Source organism: Nocardiopsis sp. YSL2 (assembly GCF_030555055.1).
Taxonomy (GTDB): Bacteria; Actinomycetota; Actinomycetes; order Streptosporangiales; family Streptosporangiaceae; genus Nocardiopsis.
Window position 1 is genome coordinate 1,681,470 of record NZ_JAMOAO010000001.1, and the last position, 20,405, is coordinate 1,701,874.

The window sequence follows — 20,405 nt, forward strand, 5'->3', positions numbered from 1 at the left end:
ATCCGGCCCGTGAGTGGGAATCAGGGCACAAACACCGCTACCTTGGGGCAAGGCGGAGTTTGGACACCGTCGGGGAGGGTCGCTTGCCGTCGGATGGGCTCCCGAAGAACCTGGAACCGCTGGCCGCCGGAGATCCGGCCACCATCGGTCCCTACGTGCTGTCCGGGAAGCTGGGTAGTGGCGGCATGGGTACCGTCTACCTGGGCAGCGCCGCGGACAGGAACAGCTCGACACCACGGGCGCGGGGTGACGCGCCCCAGGTAGCGATCAAGGTCATCCGCCCGGAGCTGGCCTTCGACGAGGCCACCCGCGCGCGGTTCCACGACGAGATGGAGAACGCCCGCAAGGTCGCCTCCTTCTGCACCGCGAAGGTCCTCGACCACGGGACGTTCGAGAACCGCCCCTACATGGTCACCGAGTACATCGCGGGCACCGCGCTGGCCGAGCACATCGCCGAGAACGGGCCGCTCGACTCCTCGACCCTGCACGGGTTCGCCCTGGGCGTGGCCGCGGCCCTGGCCGCCATCCACCGGACCGGGCTGGTCCACCGCGATCTCAAGCCCGCCAACGTGCTGCTGTCGCTGTCCGGCCCCCGGGTGATCGACTTCGGCATCGCCCGTGCGATGAACACCGCCACCAACCACACCCAGACCGGCATCGTCATGGGCAGCCCCGGCTGGATGGCCCCGGAACAGCTCCTGGAGGAGCAGGTCACCACCTCGGCGGACATCTTCGCCTGGGGGTGCCTGGTGGCGTTCGCCGGCAACGGCACCCACCCCTTCGGCAACGGCGACGCCATGACGCTGGGCAAACGCGTCCTGTTCGCGGAGCCGCAGATCGGGCCGCTGGACAGCCCCCTCGACCGCCTGGTGACGCGCGCCCTGGCCAAGGATCCGAGCCGTCGGCCCACCGCCCAGGACCTGCTCCTGGAGCTCGCCGGAGGCGAGGACCCCACCAACCCCAACGACATGGTCTCGCACGCCCTGCACCAGTCGTGGCGGCCGAACCTGCCGCCGGTACCGCCCGGGATGCCCCACCCCGGGCACGGCCAGCAGCCCTCGCACCAGACCATGACGGGCATGCGCCACCCCGGCCCCGGCCCCTACCAGCCCGCGCCGCCCATGCCGCCGCCCGCCCACCAGACCGGCAACTACCCCCGGCCGCAGGGACCCCCGCCCGGTCGCGCCGCCGCGGGCCGCCCGGCCGCGCCGCCGCCCCAGCACGCGCCCCAGGGGCAGGTCCATCCCGTCGGGCAGCCCCCGGCCCAGCACCCGGCCTCCACCGGCCCCATCCCGATGGTGCCGCAGCCCGCCGAACAGCAGGTCTCCCGGCCACAGCCCTACGTACCGCCCGTGCCCCCGCCGCCGCACCGGCCCGCGGCGCCCGCGCGGCGCAAGGGCCTGCTCCTGGGCACCGTGCTCGCCGGAGTGGCCGTCCTCGTGGCCATGGCTCTGCTGCTGACCTTCCTCTCGAGCAACGGCTCCTTCCTGCCCTGGGCGCAGGGCGACTCCTCCCAGGGCCAGGAGGAACCGGACACCCAGCCGCCGGGCGCGGAAGCACCGCAGGACGACGCGGACGACGCAGACGAGGCGGAGGAGCCCAACGGCCCGCCCAGCGACATGCCGGTCACCTCCCCCGACGGCGCCGTCCAGTACGACGTCCCCGAGGTCACCTGCGGGCTGACCAAGCACAACATCCGTTCCGGCCTGCAGAGCGACGCCGAGTACTGCGTGGTCGAGCTGAGCCTGACCAACACCGGCGGGGCCCTGGTGCGGTTCGACGCCGAGGACCAGATCCTCACGACCACGAGCCAGAACACCCGCGAGGCGGAGAACCCGTCGAGCGAGGAGCGGCGGCAGTCGCTGTGGGAGGGGCCGGGCGTGGCCCCGGGCGAGACGGGCGCGGGCGAGCTGGTGTTCATCCTCCGCGAGGACGACGGCCGTCCCGAGGTCCTGTCCCTGACCCACGGGGACGGCGCCGAGCGCACCGACATCGCGATCGGGCACCTCGTGCGCTGAGCGGGGGCCTCAGCCGAAACGGGTGACGAACCGCTCCTGCCCGGGCGTCTCCACCGCCCCGGGCAGGTAGTGCTCCCGGACGTAGGCGACCGCCCCCCGCGCGGGCACTCCGTCCAGGACCGCCAGGCACGCGAGCGCCGTCCCGGTCCGGCCCCGCCCGCCCACGCAGGCCACCTCGACCCGCTCACGGTCGGCCCGCGTCCACGCCTCGCGCAGTGCCGCGCCCGTCGCGGCGTCGTCGCTCGGCAGGCCGAAGTCCGGCCAGCGGACCCACCGGTCCTCCCACGCGACGGCGGGCGGCGTCCGGTCGAGCAGGTAGAGGGCGAACTCGGGCTCCGGCCCCTCCGGCAGGGGCCGGGCCAGACCGCGGCCGCGGACGAGCCGCCCCGACGGCAGGCGCAGCACACCCGGCGCTCCGGGCTCCCAGGTCGATGCCATGCTCCGAGCGTAGGGGTGCTCAGCGGGCCCGGCCAGGGGACGCGATGACCGGATGCGGCCCGGCGGCGCGGTCCGTGGAACGCGAAAGGCCCGGCGCACACGGGGTGCGCCGGGCCCGTCGGCCGTCAGCGGAGCGGGCGGCCGCCTACTCCCACTCGATGGTGCCCGGGGGCTTGCTGGTGACGTCGAGGGTGACGCGGTTGATCTCGCGGACCTCGTTGGTGATCCGGTTGGAGATCTTGGCGAGCACGTCGTAGGGCACGCGCGACCAGTCGGCCGTCATGGCGTCCTCACTGCTGACGGGGCGCAGGACGACCGGGTGGCCGTAGGTGCGTCCGTCGCCCTGCACGCCCACCGAGCGCACGTCGGCGAGCAGCACCACGGGGCACTGCCAGATGTCCCGGTCCAGCCCGGCGCGCGAGAGCTCCTCACGGGCGATCGCGTCGGCCTCGCGCAGGATCTCCAGGCGGTCGCGGGTGACCTCGCCGATGATGCGGATGCCCAGGCCCGGGCCCGGGAACGGCTGGCGCCACACCATCTCCGGCGGCAGGCCGAGCTCCTCGCCGACCTTGCGGACCTCGTCCTTGAACAGCTCGCGCAGCGGCTCCACCAGTGTGAACTGGAGGTCCTCCGGCAGGCCGCCCACGTTGTGGTGCGACTTGATGTTCGCGGTCCCGGTGCCGCCGCCGGACTCCACGACGTCCGGGTAGAGCGTGCCCTGGACCAGGAACTCGACCTCGGCGCCGTGCTCACCGCTCTCGACGACGACCTCACGGGCCGCCTGCTCGAACACGCGGATGAACTCGCGGCCGATGATCTTGCGCTTCTCCTCGGGGTCGGTCACCCCGGAGAGGGCTTCGAGGAAGCGCTCCTCGGCGTCGACGACCTTCAGGGTCGCGCCGGTGATCGCCACGTAGTCCTTCTCGACCTGCTCGGCCTCGCCCTTGCGCAGCAGGCCGTGGTCGACGAACACGCAGGTCAGCTGGTCGCCGACCGCGCGCTGCACCAGGGCTCCGGCCACGGCGGAGTCGACGCCGCCGCTCAGCGCGCAGATGACGCGCTTGTCGCCGATCTGCTCACGGATGCGCTCCAACTGCTCCTCGACGATGTTCACCATCGTCCACGTGGGGCGGCAGCCCGCACCCTCGTAGAGGAACGTGCGCAGCACGTCCTGGCCGTGCTCGGTGTGCATCACCTCGGGGTGGAACTGCACGCCGAACAGCCGCCGCTCGGTGTCCTCGAAGGCGGCGACCGGAGCGCCCGCGGTGCTGGCGACCGTGGTGAACCCCTCGGGCGCCGCCACGACGGAGTCGCCGTGCGACATCCACACCAGCAGGTCGCTGGGCAGACCGGAGAAGAGCACGGAGTCGCTCGCGGAGGTCAGCTCCGTGCGGCCGAACTCGCTCAGGTCGGTCCGTTCCACGGTGCCGCCCAGCGCGCGGGTCATCGCCTGGAAGCCGTAGCAGATACCGAACGTCGGTACCCCGGTCTGGAAGAGTTCGGCACCCACGTGGGGCGCGCCCTCGGCGTAGACCGAGGACGGGCCGCCCGAGAGGATGATGGCCTTGGGTTTCTTGGCGAGCATCTCCTCGACGGGCATGGTCGAGGGCACGATCTCGCTGTGCACGTGGCATTCGCGGACGCGACGTGCGATCAGCTGCGCGTACTGCGCGCCGAAGTCGACGACGAGAACGGTGTCGAACGTGCTCTCAGCACCAACGGACACGACGGAGGACCTTCCGCAGGAGAACAGGGATGTCCGCCCAGTCTAGGGCGTCATCCGCGGACACCCGCCCTGGCCGGGACCGGGTGTGCGCAGTCCCTCAGCCCGCGGCTCTCAACCCGCGAAGCCCCTGGGGTTGGACGACTGCCACCGCCAGGCGTCCGCGCAGGCCTCGTCCACGTCCCGCACGGCCTTCCAGTCGAGGTCGCGCGCGGCGGCGGAGGGGTCGGCGTAGCACACGGCGATGTCCCCGGGGCGGCGTGCGACCACGTCGTAGGGCACGGGCCGGCCGCTCGCGCGCTCGAAGGCGCGCACGCCCTCCAGCACCGAGACGCCCTTGCCCGTCCCCAGGTTGTAGGCGCGGAACCCGGGGGCGTCGGCCAGGTGGGTCACGGCCGCGAGGTGCCCGCGTGCCAGGTCCACCACGTGCAGGTAGTCGCGTACACCGGTGCCGTCGGCGGTGTCGTAGTCGTCGCCGAACACCAGGAGCCGCTCGCGGCGGCCGGAGGCGACCTGGGCGATGTACGGGAAGAGGTTGTTGGGGACGCCCTGGGGGTCCTCGCCGATCAGGCCGCTGGGGTGGGCGCCGATGGGGTTGAAGTAGCGCAGCGCGGTGATCCGCCACCGCTCGTCCGCCGCGGCGAGGTCCCGCAGGATCTGTTCGGAGAAGAGCTTGGTGGCGCCGTAGGGGTTGGCCGAGCTGAGGGGGGCGTCCTCGGTGATGGGGACCCGCTCCGGGTCTCCGTACACCGTGGCGGAGGAGCTCAGCACCAGGTCGCGCACGTCGTACTCGTCCATCACCTCGACGAGCGAGAGCAGGGCGTCCAGGTTGTTGCGGTAGTAGCGCAGCGGCAGCTGCGCGGACTCCCCCACGGCCTTGAGTCCGGCCATGTGGACGACCGCGTCGATGTCGTGCTCGGCGAACACACGGCGCAGGGCGGCCGGGTCCGTGCAGTCGGCCCGGTGGAAGGCCGCGGTGCGCCCGGTGATGCGCTCCACACGCCGCAGGGACTCCTCGTTGCTGTTGACCAGGGTGTCGACGGCCACGACGTCGTGCCCGGCGTCGAGGAGTTCCACGGCGGTGTGGGAGCCGATGTAGCCGGCACCACCGGTGAGCAGTACGTTCATGGCGGACTTCCTGAAGGTGGGGACACCCGCGACGGCACGGGCCAGGCCACCTCAGGATAGGCGCTCCCGCCGAACGGGGCGGGACACGCGAGGGGCCCGTGCCGGCCGGCACGGGCCCCGTCCTGCCTCAGGGGGTCAGGGGCGGTGCGGCGGTCCGCGGCGGATGTCGAACCACAGCACCTGCGGGTCGTGGTCGCTGACCTGGTCGTGGAACTCGGAGTTGACGCGCACGACCTCGTAGTCCATCCGGTCGGCCAGGACGCCGTTGACCAGGATGTGGTCGAGCGCCTGGGAGTTGCCGTCGTACACGTAGTTGTAGCGCTCCTCCTCGGGCAGCTCGTCCATCGGGTTGGCCAGCAGGCCGTCGGCGGTGAGGATGTCCAGCGTGGGCGAGAACGGGAAGTCGTTCAGGTCGCCCATGACGATGAGGTTCGCGTCCGGGTCGACCTCGAGCAGGTCCTCGGCGAACTGGCGGACCAGGCGCGCCTGGGCGTTGCGCTGCACCTCGCTCGTGCGGAGCGGGGGCTGCCGGACGCCGTGCAGGGACTGGTCGCCGCCCTTGGAGTTGAAGTGGTTGGTCACCACGTACAGGTCGCGGCCCTTGGCCCGGAAGTGGCCGACGAGCGGCTTGCGGCTGCTGTCCCAGGCCTCGTCCTGCGGCTCGATCCGGCCGGGTGAGACGCTCAGCCCGGCGCCCCGGGGGCCCTCGGTGACCTCCACGGCGGTGGTGGCGTCGCCGCCCTCGACGTCGACGAACCGCACGTGCTTGGGGTTGAAGAGGAAGGCGTTGCGGATGTTGCCACCCGGCTGGCCGCCGTCCTGGCCGTCCCGCGGGCTGATCTGCCGCCACTCGTAGGAGGGTCCGCCCTGGGCCTCGATCGCCGCCACGAGGCGGTCCAGAGTGACGTCGGGGTCCACGGTGCCGTCGTCGACGGGCCCGTTGCTGTCCTGGATCTCCTCCAGGCCGATGATGTCGGGCGCGCCCAGGTAGTCGACGACGCCCTCGGCGAGGTCGTCGAACTTGGCCTGGTCGTCCTCGCCGTCGAGGTTCTCGACGTTGTAGGTGGCCACGGAGACCTCGTACCGCTCGGCGTCGCGGGCGGGGACGCGCTCCAGGCCACCGGCGGCGAGCTCGCCCATGGTCGTGGCGCGCACGAGGTAGCCGCCGAACCGGCTGTAGTAGACCGGCCCCTCGGTGACCCCGGTCAGGGTGTCGCCGACGTCGGCCTGGGGGAAGGGGTGCCGCTCCAGGTCGAGCAGGGACTCGACCTTGACCCGCCCGGTGTTGGGCTCGTCGTAGGAGCCGTAGTGCGTACCACCGTTGGCCGTGCGGTTCTCGTCGGGCTTGGCGGTCACCCACAGGGCGTCGTAGGGGTCGGTCGCATCGATGACGGGGGCGTCCTCCACGCGCACGAGCATGTGCTCGTGGGCCTCCCAGAAGTCCAGGGCGTAGGTGCCCGGTTCCAGTTCCAGGTCGGTGGTGTCGCCGCCGTGGTCGGGGGCGTAGGCGTCGGGGATGGTGTCCCCGCCCAGGTCGATGGAGTCGGGCACGTCGGCGCCCTCGGACACCACGGTCCAGCGGGCCCGGTCCAGCTGCGTGATGCTCTGGCTCCCGCTGGCGGGCCGGTACTCGCCGACCCGGCCGGCGACCAGGATCTCGTCCCCGACGGACACGTCGGGGGTGGTGGAGCCGGTGTAGACGAAGAGCGCCTCGCTCGTGCGCGGGTCGCCGTCGCCCTCGGTGTCCTGGAACCAGAAGCCCCGCGCGCTGCCGAAGGCGTTCAGCGCGGTCACGACACCGGGCAGGCCGCTGACCGTCTCGCCTTCCATCGGGGAGCTGCGGGTGGTGCCCTGGACGTCATGGACGCGCAGGTCACCGGGCTCGACCGGGTCGTCGGGGTCGGTGCCGCCGCCGTCGCCCACGGTCTCTCCGGCCGTGTTGGTGGGGGTGGGGGCTCCGGCAGTGAAGTCGGCGGCGTTGTCGTCGGTGTCCGCGAGGTCGGCGCCGCGGGCGGCCGAGGTCGTGTTGCTCAGCCCCGGCGCGGGCGCGCCCTCGAAGACGGCGGCCGAGCCGTAGCCGACGAGGTCGGCGACGCCCTCCTCCGCCACGCACGCGGCGGCGGTGCGGCAGGAGACCGGCTCGGTGCCCTCCACCAGGAGGACCACACCCGAGCCCGCGGCCATGGCGGTGCCGCCCGTGGCGTCGGGGGCGGGAAGGTCGACCGTGCCGCCGGAGCCCTGGCCCTGGCGCACCAGGTAGGACGCGCCCGGCTCGATCGCGCCGCCCAGCGGGGTGACCTGGACCCGGGTGGAGTCGCCGGGTCGCGCGGGCAGGTACTGCACGCTCCAGCCGTCGAGCCCGACGGCGCTGTCGGTGGGGTTGCCGAGTTCGACGAAGTCGTTGCGCAGGTCGGCGCCGCTGTTGCCGCCGCCGCCGTAGACCTCGCCGATGACGGGTCCGGTGGCCTCGGCCGCGGCGGGCAGGGCGGCGGCGAGCGCGGCGGTCAGGGACAGCGCCGTCACCGCCGTGGCGGACGCGAGCACGCGTCTGGAGGGGGTTCTGCTGGGGGACACGCCTTCTCCGGTCTGGTCGGGGGTGGGGGTGTGGGGGTGGGGTGAGGGGCTGGCACATCATGGCCCGTTTGGATGTCCGACCGAAAGAGAGCGTGTGAAAAGGAGGCGACCGGCGATGATTTTGGTGTGATTCGACCATGAACCGGCGGAATGGCCCTTGGATGATCCTCCAGCCGACGAGCGGGGCCCGGGAGGATTCGGCCTCCCGGGCCCCGTGGCGGAGCACTCGGCTCCGCCTCAGCCGCGCCGTCCGGCGTTGGCCCGGTGCACCAGGTACTCGTCGTAGTCCAGCGGGTTGCCGTCGGTGCGGGCCCTGCGGGGTACGGGGCCCGTCACCGGGCGCTCCCCCTCCGGAGAGGTCCACCACACGCCCTCGCCCCGCGACAGGCCGGGTAGTTCGGTCCGGAAGGCGTCCACCGACCTCGCGGCGATCTCCCCCTCCAACCTCCACCCCTCCGCGGCCTCGACCGTGGCGCGCACGCGGGCGCCCAGGCCGTTCAGGCGGGCCGTCACGGCGCCCAGCGCGTCCGCCGGGACCTCCAACTCGAAACCGTGCACCGGCTCGAACACCCGCGTGCCCGCCCGGTCCAGCGCCCGCATCAGCACGAGCGGGGTCAGTTCGCGGAAGTCGGCGGGCGTGGTCGGGGGCACGAAGCCGCTGCGGATCAGCGTCACGGCGCAGTCGGTCACGGGCCACCCGTACAGGCCCTGGCGCAGGGTGTCGCGGACGGTCTCCTCGATGGCCCGGTCGAAGGCCCCGATCAGCGCTCCGTACTCCACCTCGCGGCGGAACACGACACCCGTGCCCTCCGGAACCGGGTCCACCCGCAGACCGACCGTGGCCCAAGTGCCGACGGGGCGCCGCGGGGAGACCTCCTCGAACGCCGACCCGGTTCCCGCCGGGCGCTCGGTGTGCGTGGTCCGGCTGCGCTCGAACACGGCCCGCACACCGAAGTCCTCGGCCAGCGTGGCGGCGATGACCTCCTTCTGCACCTCCCCGTAGAGCAGCACCGACAGGCCCTCCTCCGGAACGGTGCGCAGGTGGATCAGAGGATCCTGGTCGGCGAGCGCAGTCAGGGCGGCGTGCAGGCGTGTCGCGTCGCCGCCGTCCCGCGGGCGCACGACCGCCTCCAGCGCGGGCCCGGCGAAGCGCGCGGCCGCGGTCGGCGGGCCCATCCGGTCCCCGACCCGCAGTCCGGGCAGTCCGCGGATCCTGCCGATCTCGCCGGCGACCAGGATCCTGGACCGCTCGTCCTCCGCTCCGACGACCTCCAGCCCGGTGATCCGCCCTCCGTGGGGCCCCTCGTCCGACGGGTCGGCCCGCTCGAACTCGACGTGTGCGCGGGGCTCCAGGCACCCGGCGCGCAGCCGCAGGTACCCCGTCTTCTCCCCGGAGGGGGCGCGCTCGATCGCGAACACCGTGCCCCGGGGCTCCTCGCCGCCGCACGTCTCGGGCGTCGCCGTGGTCACCGGCAGCAGGGCCGTGAGCGCCCGCGACAGCGCGCGGACCCCCGCGCCCGTGACCGCCGAGCCGCACAGGACCGGGTACACGAGCCCGCGGCCGACCTGGTGCCGCAGTGCCGCCGAGAGCGCGCGCGGGCCGGGCAGCGGTCGGTCCTCGACCACCGCGGCCAACAGGCCGTCGTCGTGCTCGGCGAGCGCCTCGGCGACACGGCCGGCGAACGCGGGGTCCCGCCACTGTCCCGGCTCGGTGCGCGCGTGCGGTGTGCCCGCGTCCCGGACGGTGTCCATGGCCAGGGCGCGGTCGGTGAGCCGCCGCCGGATCTCGGCGAAGACCCGCTCGGGCCGGGCACCGGAGCGGTCGGTCTTGTTGACGAACACCAGCACCGGGACCCCCGACTCCCTGAGCACGCGCATGAGCAGCCGGGTGTGGGCCTGGACCCCCTCGACGGCGGAGACCACCAGCACCGCGCCGTCGAGCACCGCCAGGGCGCGCTCGACCTCGGCGACGAAGTCGGTGTGGCCGGGGGTGTCGATCAGGTTGACCCGGGTCGAACCGACCCGGAATCCGGCCACGGCGCTGCGGACGGTGATGCCGCGCTCGCGTTCGATGCTGCCGGTGTCCGTCGTCGTGTCACCGGTGTCGACGCTGCCCAGCCGGTGGATGGCTCCGGCTTCGAAGAGCAGTCGTTCGGTGAGGCTGGTCTTACCCGCGTCGACGTGGGCGAGCACACCGATGTTCAGCGTGGAGGTCATGCGTGGTGGGTCCCTCGGGAATTCGTGTCCGGGTGGGCTCGAAGATTCCGTGGGGACGCCGCATGCCTGTCTCCTCGCTGTGGCCGGACGCACCGGCGGGTCCGCCGGCCGTCGGGACGATCGTGCTGGACGCCGCCGCACCCGCGCAACCGCTTTTTCCGCGCGGGCCGGGATCGACCGGTCCTTCCCCGACTCGGTTCACCGAAAAAATCTCCCGAAAACCAATGAACAGCCATTTTCCAGAGAATGCCGAAACACGCCGACCGGCCGTCGAATCAGAAGAAGGAAAGGACGGTAACGCTGTTTCCTCGGTGGTGCGCCCGGGCACCTTTCCGAAAGGCTGCGGCACCGAGCACCTCGGTCCACCTGCGGAACTCCGGAGTCCAGCCCTCTCAGGGACCCGCCGAACGGCGGTTCCCAGACATTTCGATGCCCGCCCGGCCACCGCCGGGCCCGCACACATCCACGAAGACGAAGGAAAGAAAGCCCGCATGAACCGATCCGTTCTTTCCACGGTCGCCGCCACCGCGGTCCTGCTCGGCGTCGCGGTTTCCGCCCCCGCCGCCGCGTCGACCGTCCAGGCACCCGCCCGGGCGGCGACCGTGAACATGCACACGCTCATCTGCTACGAGACCGAGGACTGGGGAGCGGACGGGGACGAGCTCTACCTCGTCGTCAACGGAACGCGGGTCTGGTCGTCCGCGGACTCGGTCGACTGCGACCACGACTCCCCCGCCCGGGTGCCGGTCAACCGCAAGGCCAACACCGGCGACGAGGTCTTCCTCTACGACGCCGACTCTCCCGACGCCGACGACCTCCTCGGTTCCGACGTCATCGAGGGAAGCCGCGGAACCCTGGTCTTCAACAACGACGGCGCCCTGTACAACCTGGACTACGGACCGGCGTAGCGGTCCTGCGGCGCGGCGCGCCACGGCGGCCCCACCTGTGGGAACGGGTGGGGCCGCCGTGCCGCGGACCGGTCACAGCCGGGGGTCGACCGGCTCCGACTCCAGCGCCAGGACCGCGAACACGGGTTCGTGCACGCGCCACAGCGGTTCGCGCCGGGCGTGGCGGGCCAGCGCCTCCAGCCCGAGCTTGTGCTCGCGCATCGCCAGGCCGGACTTGCGCCCCAGGTTCCGGTCCTTCAGCACCGCCAGCCGGTCGGGGTCGGTGTAGTCGGCCCCGTAGATGATCCGCAGGTACTGCGGGCCGCGGACCTTCAGACCGGGCTGGGCCAGGCCCTTGCGGCCCGTGGCCCGGGCGCCCAGAAGCGGCTTGACGACGACGCCCTCGCCGCCGGCGGAGACGAGGTCGCGCCACCAGTCGGCGGCGGCGTCGCAGGCCGCCGGGTCCGTGGTGTCCACCACCAGGTAGCGGGTGGAGCGGACCAGTCCGCTCGCCTCGGCCAGCTGCTCGGCCACGGCCATGTGCCACAGGTGGTCGGCGTCGGTGTACTCCCGTCCCTCGCAGGCCAGCAGCGCGAACGGCGCGTACTGGAGCCCGGAGGCGCCGTCGGTGTCCCAGGAGTAGCGCCGGTACACCCGGCTGAACTCCTCCATCTGCTCCTGCCGGCGCGCCACCGTGTCCGCGAGGGCGCCCACGTCCAGGCCCCGCGCGGCGGCCGCGGCCAGTGCCCCGGCCGCCGTGGGCAGGGCGGCGCGCGCCGCCGCGCCCACGGACGCGTACTGCTCGCGGATCAGCGACCGGGCCTTGGCCGACCACGGGAGCATCTCCCCGTCCAGGGCGACCCAGTCGGTGCCCAGCTTCTCCCACAGTCCGGCGTCGGTGACGGCCCGGCGCAGCCGGTCCACCACCTCCGCCTGGACCTCGGGATCGGTGAAGAAGGGGCGGCCGGTGCGGGTGTAGAGGGTGCCCGGCTGCCCCGGCACGAACCTGCGCTCGGCCGCGGCCTCGTCCTTGCACAGGACCGCGACGGCGCGTGAGCCCATGTGCTTCTCCTGGCACACGACCTGGCCGACGCCCGAGCCCCGGAAGGACGCGAACGCCTCCCTGGGGTGCTCCAGCAGGCCGGGTTCGGCGGAGGTCGGAGCGGGGGCCATGGTGGGCGGCAGGTAGAGCAGCCAGCGCGGGTCGACCGCGAAGCGGCTCATCACCTCCAGCGCGGCCAGTGTGCTGCCGGCGTCGGCGCGCACGGTTCCGTGCCCGGTGGCCACGGACAGGCCCGTGGCCGGTCCGCCGACACCGACGTCGGTGATGTCCACGGTGTCGCCCGGCCCCCGCTCGGCGCTCGGGGGAGGCGGGACCGGAGCCGGGGGCTCGCCCGGGCGGTGGCGGGCGGCGGGTGGAGCCGCGGGCAGCGGTCGGGTCGGCTCGTACCAGACCCGGTGGGCGGCCACCTCGACCAGTGCGCGCTCGGGATAGCGCAGCGCGGTGAGCTTGCCGCCGAACACGCAGCCGGTGTCCAGGCAGATGGTGTTGTTGAGCCACTCGGCCTTGGCCGTGGGCACGTGGCCGTAGACGACCGCCGCCCTGCCCCGGTAGTCGCGGGCCCAGGGCAGCCGCACCGGCAGGCCGTACTCGTCGGACTCCCCGGTGGTCTCGCCGTAGAGCGCGAACGAGCGCACGCGGCCGGAGGCGCGCCCGTGGTACTCCTCCTTCAGACCGGCGTGCGCGACGACCAGTCGGCCCTCGTCGAGGACGTAGTGGCTGATGAGGCCGTCGCAGAAGGCCAGGACCTCGCGGCGGAACCCGTCGCTCTCGGCCCCCATCTGCTCCAGGGTCACCTCCAGGCCGTGCGTGACCCTGGCCTTGGCGCCCTTGAGCACGCGCACGAGCTTGTTCTCGTGGTTGCCCGACACGCACAGGGCGTCGCCGTCGGCGACCATGCCCATGACCAGGCGCAGCACGCCCGGGCTGTCGGGGCCGCGGTCGACGAGGTCGCCGACGAACACCGCCGTGCGCCCCTCCGGGTGGCGTGCACCGGCCGCCCGTCCCCGCTCGTCGCGGGAGACCTCGTAGCCGAGGGCGGTGAGCAGCTCCTCCAGCTCCTCACGGCAGCCGTGCACGTCGCCGACGATGTCGAAGGGCCCGGTCAGCTCCCGCTTGTCGGTCCACCCCTTCTCCAGGCCGATGACGGCGGCGTCGATCTCCTCGGGACCGCGCAGGACGTGCACCCGGCGGAAGCCCTCGCGGTCCAGGCGCTTGAGGCTCTGCTTCAGGTCGCGGCGCTGGCGGCGGACCACGTGGGCGCCGAAGTCGCGGTCGGGGCGCTCCCGGTTGCGTGCGACGGCCAGGGCCTCGGGCACGTCCAGGACGATGGCGGTGCACAGCACGTCGTTGTCCTTGGCGACCCGCACGAGCTGCTCGCGGGCCTTGCGCTGCACGTTCGTGGCGTCCACGACCGTGAGCAGGCCGCGGCGCAGGCGGATGTCCACCACAGTGTGCAGCAGCGCGAACGCGTCGGCGCTGGCCGACTGGTCGTTCTCGTCGTCGCTGACCAGGCCCCGGCAGTAGTCGGAACCGATCACCTGTGTGGGGCGGAAGTGCCGGGCGGCGAACGTGGACTTGCCGGACCCGGACACGCCGACCAGCACGACGAGCCCCATCTCGGGCACACCGAGCACGCGCGGCTCGGCGGCCGGTGTCTTCTCGGCGTCGCTCATCGGGTGAACACTCCCATCTGGGTCGGCGCGCCGGTCTCGGGGTGCTCCGGACCGACCGGCAGGTGGCGGACGCGGTAGCCGTGGGCCCCGGCCACGCGCGCGGTCCAGTCCGCGAACTCCGCGCGCGTCCACTCGAAGCGGTGGTCGCCGTGGCGGAACGCGCCGTCGGCCAGACCCGCATAGTGCGTGTTGTACTCGGCGTTGGGTGTGGTGACCACCACGACGCGGGGCCGGGCCGCGCCGAACACGACCTCCTCCATCGCGGGCAGCCGCGAGGGGTCCAGGTGCTCGACGACCTCCATCAGCACGGCGGCGTCGTAGCCCTCGAAGCGGCGGTCGCGGTAGACGACCGACCCCACGAGCAGTTCGGGTCGGGAACCCGCCGGCACCTCACGCCCGGAGGCCCCGAACAGCGGCCGGTGGGCGCCGTGTCGGTGCGGGTCGCAGCCCTTGCAGAGCCTGCGGTGGGCGTGCTCCAGGCAGACGGTGCTCACGTCCACACCGGTGACCCGCTCCAGGGAGTGGTCCCGGACCAGCCGCTCCAGCAGCCGGCCCGGCCCGCATCCCAGGTCGATGACGCTGCGCGCCTCCTCGGAGCGCAGCACCGTCAGCACGGCGCCCGCGCGCTGGTCGGCCAGCGAGGGCGCGCGCTCCTCGCTCGGCGTCGCGGCGGCCTCCTCCACCTGCGGGTCGTCGGCGTCCTCGCCCTCCACGAGGTCGTCGGCCTCGGCCAGCCGGGCCAGGGCCGTGCGTACGTAGCGCTCGCGCCGGCCGAGGTAGCGGCGGGTGATCCAGTCGCGCTCGGGGTGGCCGGACAGCCATCCCGGGCCCTCGTCGGAACCGCCCGCGCGCAGGAGCTTGTCGATCTCGGTCTCGTCCACCCAGTAGTGCTTGTGTCCGTCCAGGGCGGGCAACAGCACGTACAGGTGGCTGAGCGCCTCGGACAGCGGCACGGTCCCGGTGAGGACGAGCGACAGGTAGTGGGAGTCGCCCCATCCCGGCAGGCCCGGGTCGAGCGGCACCGGATCGGCCTCCACGGCCCAGCCCAGCGGTTCGAACAGCGCACGGGCGCGTTCCGCCCCGGCCCGGCAGGGTACCGCCGGCAGGCGCAGGACGAGCGGGATCGGGGTGGCGGCCAGTTCGGGGCGCGCGTCGCACCGGCCGCGCAGCGCGGTGCGCAGCACCTTGCCCAGCGCCACAGTGAACAGCGACGAGGTGGCGTAGGGCCGGTCGTTGACGTACTGGGCGAGGGCGAAGTCGGGTGTGCTGACCGACGAACGCGACCGGAGCAGCGCCTGCGGGTCCACCTCCAGCAGGAGCGCGGCCGTGCAGCGCTCCCCGGTGGCCTCGGGGTAGAACAGGTGGGCGGTGCCGAAGGACTGCTCGAAGCTCTGCACCCGGTCGGGGTGCTTGTGCAGCAGGAAGCCGAGATCCGTGGCGGGGTGCCCCGTGGTCGCGTGGGTGGTGATCGTCAGTAGCACCCGAGCATTGTGTCCCGCCGCGCCGCCGGGCGACCAGCGAATTAGGGGCCGGAGCCGGTCGGCGGGCGAACCGGGTCTAGGCCGAGGTCGGCCATCGCCCGCGCGGCCTGCGCGCGGGCGTCGCCGAAGAACGACCACGGCAATTCACAGACGTAGCCGTCGGCCGCGGCCAGGTGCCAGCGCGCCGGGTCGGTCAGCCCGGCCCGGTGGAAGGCCCATCCGAACAGGTGGTGGGCCTGGACGTCGCGCACGTGCGGGACGGCGGTGCCCGCCCACGCGCGGGCGAGCTCGAACAGCTCCTCGACGGGCTCGCCGTGCAGTCGTCCCAGGGCCATCCGCACGATGAAGCCGCTCTTGCCCTCCCCGGTGAGCCTGCGCTCCTCGGCGCGCAGGTGTTCGGCGTGGGCGAGCGCGAGCACGGCGGGCAGCGGGCTGCCCTCGGGCGCGGTGTCGGCGGCGGCGCCCGCGGTCGCGAACATCTCCTCGGCGGTTCCGCCGCGCGTCGGCGACAGAGTGCGCACGCGGGTCATGTGGGCGGCGAACAGGTGGGGTGCGCGCGCGGTCGTCTCGGCCCAGAGCCGGTCCCTGTCCGCGCGGTCGGCGCCCAGGCCCATCGCCACGGTCTGCAGTCCGGCCCAAGGGGCGGCGTCGTCGGTGTCCAGGAGCGCGGCGGCCTCGAGCGGGCCGCGCGCCTCGTCCAGGGCAGCCTCGACGCCCTTGCGGTCGGCCGCGGCACCGCCGCCGGAGCGGCGCACGGCCCCGGCGAGCAGGGCGTACCCGAGCCAGAGCAGGACGTCGGCCTGCTTCGACCCGTCCGCGGTCACGGTTTCGGACTGGGCGAGCCCGGCGATCCCGCCCGGGTCGTCGGCGGCGGCGCGGCCCAGGGCCTCGGCCCGGTAGGCCCGCGCCTCGGGGTCCCCCCGGGTCTCGGCGAGGAGCGTCAGTCCCGCGTCGAGTCCGCCCTCGGCCACGGACGCGCAGCCGGCCCGCAGGACCGGGTCGGTGCCGAGTGCGGCCGACACCAGCGCCGTTCCCGCCGCGCCGCCGCGCCGCGCCGGTGTTCTCCTGAATCCCCACATGTGTCCGCCTCCCAGGACCGACGGTACCGGGATCCCGGCCGGACCCGACCCTTGGTGCCCCGCCGACCGGCCGGGCGCCGGGGCGGCGGGGCGGCGGGGCGGGGCGCTTGCTACCGGAGTCTTCGTCGGCGTCCGCGCCTGCGCTCGTACCTCGCTTCGGCTGGACGTCTCCCGCAGTCTCCGGTGCGCCACTCGCGTGTGCTCTTCAGAGCCCCGCAGGCTCGGCCCGGGGAACGGGTCAGCCGAGCGAGGCGGTCTCGACCGGTGAGCCGTCCGCGCGGTCCGCGCCGGCCTTCCGGGAGCGGTCGCGCAGGTGCTGCATGGTCTGCAGGCCGATCAGGACCACGCCCAGCGCCGATCCGGCGCCGACGAACACGCCGGGGGCGACCGTCGTCGACAGGGCGCTTTCGAACAGCGCGCTCCACTCGGGCGCGACCATGATCAGGGCGGCGGCGACGATGAGGGCCACCCGTTCGCCGACCAGCGTGCGCCGCAGGAAGTGCCCCTCGATCGCGATCGCCGACGCCGCCAGCGCCACGCAGCCGCTCGCGACCGCCACCACGACGTCGGTGAGCGGCCCGTCCAGGGCCATCAGCGCCGTGTAGGCCATCAGGACGGGGATGAGGTACAGGCCCTTGGCGAACTTCCACGCCGAGACGCCGGACCGCATCGGGCTCGCCTCGGCCACCCCGGCCGCGGCGAAGGCGGCGAAGGCCACCGGTGGTGTGACGTTCGAGTCCTGGCTGTACCAGTACACGATCATGTGCGCGACGATCACGGCCAGGCCCAGCTCCTCCAGCGCGGGGACGGCCAGGACCGCAAGGACGACGTAGGAGGCCGTGACCGGCAGGCCCATGCCCATGATGAGCGACGCGACGGCCACCATGAGCAGCGTCAGCAGCAGGTTGCCCGCGAACACGGTGAGCATCACGTGCGACAGGGTCAGGCCCAGCCCGGTCAGGCCCACCATGGCGACGATGATCCCCGCCACCGCGCAGGCGACCGAGACCGGCAGCGTGTTGCGGGCCGCCAGGACGAAGACCTCCAGGAAGTCCCGGAACGACAGGCGGCTGGCGGCACGCAGCATCGCGACCACCAACAGGGCGCCGCACGCGTAGAGCCCGGCCTGGGTCGGCGACACGTAGTTGAGCAGGAGCACGATGAGCAGGATCAGCGGGGCCAGGAAGTGCCAGCCCGCCCTCATCACCGTGCGCAGGCGCGGCAGTTCGTCGTCCTTGTCGCGGCCGATGTCGTACTTGCGGGCCAGGATGTCCACGAACAGGAACATCACGCCGAAGTACAGCACCGCCGGGATGATGGCCACCTTGACGATGTCGGCGTAGGGGACGCCGATGCGCTCGGCCATGATGAACGCGCCCGCGCCCATGATGGGCGGCAGGACCTGTCCGCCGGTGGAGGCCGCGGCCTCGATCCCGGCCGCGTCGTGCCGCTTGTAGCCGACCCTGCGCATCAGCGGAATGGTGAACGGGCCGGTGGTGACCACGTTGGCGATGGCGCTGCCCGACACCGACCCCATCATGGCGCTGCCCAGGACGGCGCCCTTGGCGGGGCCGCCGACCATCCGGCCGGTGAGGACGTAGGCGAGGCCGACGAAGAAGTTGCCGCCGCCCGTCTTGGACAGCAGCGCGCCGAAGAGGATGAAGACGAACACGAACGTGACGACCACGCCCAGGGTGAGCCCGTAGACGCCGTCGCCCAGGTAGCTCTGGGTGGCGATGCGCTCGATCCGGGCGCCGGAGTGCCCGAACTGGCCGGGGATCATCCATCCGACCATCGCGTAGTACATGAACGCGGTGACGATGACGACCATGGCCAGGCCGACGGCCCGACGGGTGGCCTCCATCAGCACGACGATCAGCACCGCGCCCAGGAGCCAGTCGGTCTCGGTGTAGGCGCCGGCGCGGGAGGCGAGTTCGGCCTGGAACACGATCGGGTAGAGGCTGACCACGACGGCGGCGGTGATCAGGACCGCGTCCATGACCCCTCCGACCCACCGCAGGGACGTGGCCAGGCCGCGCGGAGCGGTGTTGCCCCGGGACCGGGTGACGGCCAGGGTGAGGAGGCGGACCGCCCAGCCGCCCCTCCCCTCCAGCCTGAAGGGCGGAATGATCAGGAACGCCATGACCATGGTGAGCATCAGGTGGAGGAGCCGCTGTTGGCGCGCGTCCAGCCCCGCCCAGAGCGCGATGTAGAGCTGGAAGCCGGTGAGCCCCACCGCGAGGACCAGGATGAGCAGCCCGACGGCGGAGGCCCCGCGGCCCGGACCCCACCGCTTCTCGGCGATCTGCCTCCAGACGGGGCCCCCGGCGTGGGCGGCCTCGATGCCCTCGACGTCGGGGATCGCTTCGGCGGCCTCACCCGGCGGTCTGTCCCGGGTGTCGGAGGCGGGAGATGTCTCAGCCATGGTCGTTCCTCAGGTTCTGTGGCTGGGTGATCGGTGCTGGGTGGTGGTCAGCACCGCGGGTCCGGGGCGCCGCGGAGCACCAGTGGCAGGGTCGCGGCGCGGTCGGGTTCGAGGGTGACCCGGTGGGCGGCCAGGCACGGGGAGAGGCGCACCTCGGTGCCGGCGGCCTGCAGGCGGTGGTCGACGTTGGCGGCACCCACGCGCATGGCCAGGCCGGTTCCCACGTCGCGCCCGATGTCGTCGACGACCCACCACTCCCCGTCGGCGTAGCCGTGCCCTTCACCGGGGATGTGCCCCATCCCGGCCCCGAACTGGCGGATGCGCGTGGTCTGGGCGATGAGGCGGCCGTCGCGGAGTTCGATGTCCTCCTCGATCGGCAGGTGGTCGATGGAGTGGACGTAGGTGATCGTGAACCGCTCGCCCTCGGACAGCGGCAGGTAGCCGAGGGTGGAGCCCTCGTCGCTCACGCGGAGCACGGGCCACACCGGCAGGAGGAGGGCGCCCAGGGCCGCGGCGGCCAGCACGCCGCAGACCCGGGGCACCGTCAGCGGTGATCGCACGTCAGGGCCGCAGGTCCTCGGGGATCTCGATGCCCTGCTCCTCGTAGAAGCGCACGGCACCGGGGTGCACCGGGACGGGGCTGTTCGCGATGGTCTCGGGCACCAGGTACTCCTCGCCCGGGCCGTACACGGACACGATCTGGTCGATGTGCTCGAACATGGCCGAGGTGATCTCGTAGGCCTGGTCCTCGTTGAACTCGCCGGACACCACCAGGGCGTTCCAGACCGCGATGGTCTCGACGTCCTCGTCGACGTCCGGGTAGGTTCCGCCCGGGATGGTGTGCTCGGTGTAGCCGCCGTAGCCGTCGACGACCGCGGAGCGCTCGTCCTCGCACATGCCGATGATGTGGATGTCCTCGGTGGTGGCGAGCTCCGTGATGCCGGCGTGGCCCTGGCCGACCACCCACGAACCGGCGTCGAGCTGACCGTTGGAGAGGGCTGCGGCCGTCTCCGCGTAGCCCAGCTGGTCCAGCTCGATCTCGTCCTGGGCGATCTCCAGGGACTGGAAGACCTGGTTGGTGGTGGCCTCGTTGCCGCTGCCGACGGCGCCGACGGAGTAGCGCGTGCCGACCACGTCGGAGAAGCACTCCAGGCCCTCGGACTCGGCGGTGGACTGCAGGGTCACGGCGTGGAAGACGTTGGGGTAGAGCACCGCCAGCGAGTAGGTCTCCACGGGCGCGCCCTCGAAGTCGGCGGTCCCGGTGAAGGCCTGGTCGGCGGCGTCGCCCTGGACGATGGCCATGTGCGCCTCGCCGCCGCCCAGGAGGCGGATGTTCTCCACCGAGGCTCCGGTCGTCTCGGCCGTCCCGGCCTGGCCCTCGATGTTCTCCTCGATGATGGTGCCCAGGGCGCCGCCGAGCGGGAAGTAGACACCCGTGGATCCGCCGGTGGCGATGTTGAGCTGGTTCTGGACGGGACCGCCGCCGAGCCCGGCCTCTCCAGCGCCCTCGGCTCCTTCCTCGGGCGGCTGGGCACAGCTGGACAGCATCAGAACGCTGAGGGGGAGGGCCGCCAGGGCCGGTGTCGGGCGTCGCATGATCGATGGGTCCTCTCGGTGGTGCTCAGGGGGCGCGGTGTGGTGCGGGCCACTCCGTTACCGAGAAACGTAGTGTGCACCCGTGTGACACCCGTAGCCCTCG

General features: G+C 73.0%; 13 protein-coding genes. 2 read left to right on the plus strand and 11 right to left on the minus strand.

Annotation, left to right across the window (positions count from 1 at the left end; all coding sequences use genetic code 11):
• Positions 1-83: 83 nt before the first annotated feature.
• Complete coding sequence (locus M1P99_RS07255) at positions 84-2,018, plus strand: serine/threonine-protein kinase (protein WP_304451887.1); 1,935 nt, start codon at positions 84-86, stop codon at positions 2,016-2,018.
• Between the two features lie 9 nt (positions 2,019-2,027).
• Here M1P99_RS07255 and M1P99_RS07260 read toward each other — a convergent pair whose 3' ends face one another.
• The 5 genes from M1P99_RS07260 to M1P99_RS07280 form a co-directional block, all read right to left on the minus strand.
• A complete protein-coding gene (locus M1P99_RS07260) occupies positions 2,028-2,456 on the minus strand; it encodes a protein-tyrosine phosphatase family protein (RefSeq protein WP_304451888.1) in 429 nt (142 codons plus the stop codon).
• Positions 2,457-2,601: 145 nt separating this feature from the next.
• Positions 2,602-4,182, minus strand: coding sequence for a glutamine-hydrolyzing GMP synthase (guaA, locus tag M1P99_RS07265; protein WP_304451889.1), 1,581 nt, complete (start codon positions 4,180-4,182; stop codon positions 2,602-2,604).
• A gap of 111 nt (positions 4,183-4,293) precedes the next feature.
• A complete protein-coding gene (gene galE / locus M1P99_RS07270; protein WP_304451890.1) occupies positions 4,294-5,307 on the minus strand; it encodes a UDP-glucose 4-epimerase GalE in 1,014 nt (337 codons plus the stop codon).
• A 135-nt stretch (positions 5,308-5,442) separates the two neighbouring features.
• Complete coding sequence (locus M1P99_RS07275; RefSeq protein WP_304451891.1) at positions 5,443-7,881, minus strand: endonuclease/exonuclease/phosphatase family protein; 2,439 nt, start codon at positions 7,879-7,881, stop codon at positions 5,443-5,445.
• Between the two features lie 237 nt (positions 7,882-8,118).
• Complete coding sequence (locus M1P99_RS07280) at positions 8,119-10,098, minus strand: translation factor GTPase family protein (RefSeq protein ID WP_304451892.1); 1,980 nt, start codon at positions 10,096-10,098, stop codon at positions 8,119-8,121.
• Positions 10,099-10,589: 491 nt separating this feature from the next.
• Between M1P99_RS07280 and M1P99_RS07285 the strand changes: the two genes are divergently transcribed.
• Positions 10,590-11,006 carry a hypothetical protein gene (locus tag M1P99_RS07285; protein ID WP_304451893.1) on the plus strand — a complete coding sequence of 139 codons (417 nt, stop codon included), beginning with the start codon at positions 10,590-10,592 and terminating at the stop codon, positions 11,004-11,006.
• A gap of 72 nt (positions 11,007-11,078) precedes the next feature.
• On the opposite strand, the gene M1P99_RS07290 is transcribed toward M1P99_RS07285, so the two are convergent.
• From M1P99_RS07290 to M1P99_RS07315, 6 genes are all read right to left on the minus strand, one after another.
• Positions 11,079-13,721 carry a polynucleotide kinase-phosphatase gene (locus M1P99_RS07290; RefSeq protein WP_304451894.1) on the minus strand — a complete coding sequence of 881 codons (2,643 nt, stop codon included), beginning with the start codon at positions 13,719-13,721 and terminating at the stop codon, positions 11,079-11,081.
• Positions 13,718-15,202 carry a 3' terminal RNA ribose 2'-O-methyltransferase Hen1 gene (locus tag M1P99_RS07295; RefSeq protein ID WP_304451895.1) on the minus strand — a complete coding sequence of 495 codons (1,485 nt, stop codon included), beginning with the start codon at positions 15,200-15,202 and terminating at the stop codon, positions 13,718-13,720. Before M1P99_RS07295 ends, M1P99_RS07290 begins: the two co-directional genes overlap by 4 nt.
• 41 nt (positions 15,203-15,243) lie before the next feature.
• Positions 15,244-16,281 (minus strand): hypothetical protein, encoded by a 1,038-nt coding sequence (locus M1P99_RS07300; protein WP_304451896.1) that lies wholly within the window; start codon positions 16,279-16,281, stop codon positions 15,244-15,246.
• A gap of 238 nt (positions 16,282-16,519) precedes the next feature.
• The gene (locus M1P99_RS07305; RefSeq protein ID WP_304451897.1) at positions 16,520-18,706 is read right to left on the minus strand and encodes a TRAP transporter fused permease subunit; all 2,187 of its coding nucleotides are present in this window, start codon (positions 18,704-18,706) and stop codon (positions 16,520-16,522) included.
• Positions 18,707-18,753: 47 nt separating this feature from the next.
• The gene (locus tag M1P99_RS07310) at positions 18,754-19,266 is read right to left on the minus strand and encodes a DUF1850 domain-containing protein (protein WP_304451898.1); all 513 of its coding nucleotides are present in this window, start codon (positions 19,264-19,266) and stop codon (positions 18,754-18,756) included.
• Between the two features lies 1 nt (position 19,267).
• Complete coding sequence (locus M1P99_RS07315) at positions 19,268-20,302, minus strand: TAXI family TRAP transporter solute-binding subunit (RefSeq protein WP_304451899.1); 1,035 nt, start codon at positions 20,300-20,302, stop codon at positions 19,268-19,270.
• Positions 20,303-20,405 lie beyond the last annotated feature (103 nt).